This is a genomic window from Aerococcus viridans (assembly GCF_002871935.1).
GTDB lineage: Bacteria > Bacillota > Bacilli > Lactobacillales > Aerococcaceae > Aerococcus > Aerococcus viridans_B.
The window spans coordinates 1-2,923 of sequence record NZ_PNHQ01000042.1 but is presented as its reverse complement, the minus strand read 5'-3'; the positions used below and the strand labels follow the sequence as shown (position 1 = coordinate 2,923).

General features: G+C 36.3%; 3 protein-coding genes and 1 pseudogene. All 4 read left to right on the top strand.

Going from position 1 to position 2,923, the window contains the following annotated elements; all coding sequences use genetic code 11:
• Positions 1-121 precede the first annotated feature (121 nt).
• Positions 122-763, top strand: a complete 642-nt coding sequence (locus CJ191_RS09035; RefSeq protein ID WP_257994169.1) for a hypothetical protein — start codon at positions 122-124, stop codon at positions 761-763.
• Positions 756-1,073: a hypothetical protein gene (locus tag CJ191_RS09315; protein WP_257994168.1), complete on the top strand. Its 318-nt coding sequence runs from the start codon at positions 756-758 to the stop codon at positions 1,071-1,073. The genes CJ191_RS09035 and CJ191_RS09315 overlap by 8 nt, the downstream gene beginning before the upstream one ends.
• 56 nt (positions 1,074-1,129) lie before the next feature.
• Positions 1,130-2,251, top strand: a complete 1,122-nt coding sequence (locus CJ191_RS09030) for a hypothetical protein (protein ID WP_257994167.1) — start codon at positions 1,130-1,132, stop codon at positions 2,249-2,251.
• 391 nt (positions 2,252-2,642) lie between these two features.
• Positions 2,643-2,923 (top strand): annotated as a pseudogene (locus tag CJ191_RS09025) (RNA-guided endonuclease TnpB family protein); the annotation flags it as partial.

Sequence of the window (2,923 nt, the reverse complement as noted above, 5' to 3'; positions counted from 1 at the left end):
ATAAGAGTCACAGGTTTAAGTCAGCCTTAAATGACAAATATAGTAAAAAAAGATTAGCCATTTAAGACTAATCTTATTATACGAGGAGTTTAAAGTTACCCTTCAAAGAATTGAAATTGAAGTGGAAAATTTTAAGACCAAACAACAAGAAATTAAAAAGGCTGAAGTTGAAGCTAAAGCAGCTGCGGGTGGTTCTGGAGCAGGTGCAACTTTAAGTGCTCTTGGAGTTGCTGTAGCGACAATGGGTCCAACAGCAGCAATGGGCATTGCAACTACTTTTGGCGTTGCATCAACAGGTACTGCTATATCTACTTTATCAGGAGCTGCAGCAACTAATGCTACATTAGCATGGCTTGGTGGTGGCGCATTGGCGGCTGGTGGTGGCGGAATGAGTGCAGGTAGTGCATTTCTCGCACTTGCAGGACCAGTAGGTTGGACAATTGCTGGTGTAATGTTAGCGGGTTCAGTTGGTTCAGGTTTGTTCGCAAGTCATAAAAATAAAAAAACTGCAAATAAACTAATTGTAGAAAGAGAGAACCTCGAGAAAATAATTAGAAAATTTAATAATATGATTGCAGAAGTGAAGGCATTGTTGGAAACTACCAACACTCAAATTACAGGAGTAAATAGAGCAGAGAAAGCTTTGATTGGTAGTGATTATAGTCAATTCTCCAAAGATGAAAAGATACAAGCTGGATTGCTTGTGAATTCAACTTTAACTTTGGCACAACTAATTAATAAGGAGCTCAAATTAGATGACTAGTGAACAGACTATTGATAATAATGTTGAACAAAGTATTGCTTCATATGTCGATTATTTAAATAATATCCGATTAACGGATCTGATGAATACATTAGAATCAATTCTTACTAATGAAACAGATAAATTATCAGACTTAGCTACTAAATCAGCAAATGCATTATCGAATCTAGATTGGGCGAAAACAGAAATCGATAATCTTATCAGTATTAATCGTGGTGGAGAAACTGGAGTGCATGGTTTTATTTCGGAATTTGCTGAAACGGGTATAAGAAATCAAGAGATGTTTATCAAGGACTGCAAAAAAGTGTAGTACTATTAAATGATAATGGACCTGCGGATATTCTACTACAAGGCAAAGAAGTACAAATGAAGTTTTATGCCAATAGCTTAGAAGAGATTAAACAAGCATCCAATTATGATAAAATGAGTATGATTTTTCCGAAGGATCATGTGGAAGTCATAAAAGAAATCATGGGCGGAGCAAAATCTGTAGAATTTAATGGAAATGTCTTGTCTAACTCCCAAATCAATAATATTAGAAAAGCAATTGAAGATGAGAGTGCTCTGCGTGGTGTTTCTTATGATGAATGGTTGGAATCATCAGTTCTTAAATATAAAGATGTCCAAAAAGGAACAATTGATCAAACGTTATTAAATGAAGCAAATGATATAAATAAGCAAACCGCTCAACAAAAATCGGATATTAACAAGGAAGCGGACAGCGATAGATTAAGCGCCCAACAAGAAGCACAACCAAGTTTTGGAGAGGCATCTAAAGTGGCTGTAGTAGGCGCAGCAGTACAAGGTGGTTTCAATCTAGGAATATTTGTCTATCAAAAACACAAAGATGGAAAAGAAGTCTGGGATTTTGATATTGAAGATTGGAAAGAGTGTGGAGTCAGTACAGCTAAAGGTGCTATTAAAGGTGGAATTTCTGGATATGCAATATATGGATTAACGAATGTTTGTCACCTTGCGGCACCAAGTGCTGGAGCAATTACTTCAGGAACTTTTGGGTTAAGCAATGCCATCGTCAAATATAGAAAAGGCGATGTTGATACAGATGGATTTATTGATTTAGTGACATTAAACGCTATTGATGCAGCAGGGGCTGGTATTGGTGCTGCAATAGGACAAACAGTTATACCAATTCCAGTTGTTGGTGCTTTGGTTGGATCAATCGTTGCAACAACAGCACTAAGTCTTGGAAAGGGTGTTCTAAACAAACATGAAATAGAAGTTATCAATCTTTATCAAGAAAGAATTAATGCATTTGTTGATAAATTGGACAAAGAGTACCAAGTAAAACTAGATGAGCTTTTGAGTAAATATCATAAGCTTGGGGAATTGCAGCAATACTCGTTTGATTTCAATATCAATGTTCAGTTAAGATTTGTTTCTTCTATTAAACTATCGAAGTCAGTAGGAGTTCCAGAGAAAAGCGTTCTCAAAAATGAAGATGAAATTGATGAATACTTTCTATGTTGATATGTTCCCACATACGCAAGCCCTCAGTGGATATGTTCCCTCAAAGACAATAATGTTCAAGTGACTAATTTTTGACAGCTATGAATTCATCTCAAAACATGTTGAGACAGTGGCACTACTTGAGAAGAAATGTTAGTTTCGCAGAAGTAGATCTCCTACCCATGCACGGATTTTCCAAGAAGGCAAGCAAAATGAGCAAGCTGAGTGGCTGAAACATTGTATGTTTAATGGTATAATTCATTTACAAGCTGTCAGCTAATTCCTCCTAGGTATTAATGCCTAGGAGGAATTAGCGAAATAGACAGCTCTTTTTTGTTGATTTTACTAGGTTATCGTTTATGTTTCCTCTAAATAGATATTATGATGTATTTAAGGGAAAAGAGGTGACAAGATGCAGTTGACGAAAACGATTAAAGTGCAATTATACCCAAGTGTTAGTGATATTGAAAAATTCGAAGAAACCCAACAACAGTTCTTAAACGCTTGTAATTTTGTTTCGACATATATCTTTGACCATGAATTTGAATTAGGTCAAACGACTTTGCACAACGCCTTGTATCATCAGATACGTCAGGATTTTGGGTTGCAATCGCAAATGGCCCAGTCCGTAATGCGTACGGTAATCGCAAGATATAAGACCGTGAAAACACAGTTTAAACAAAAACCTAAGCG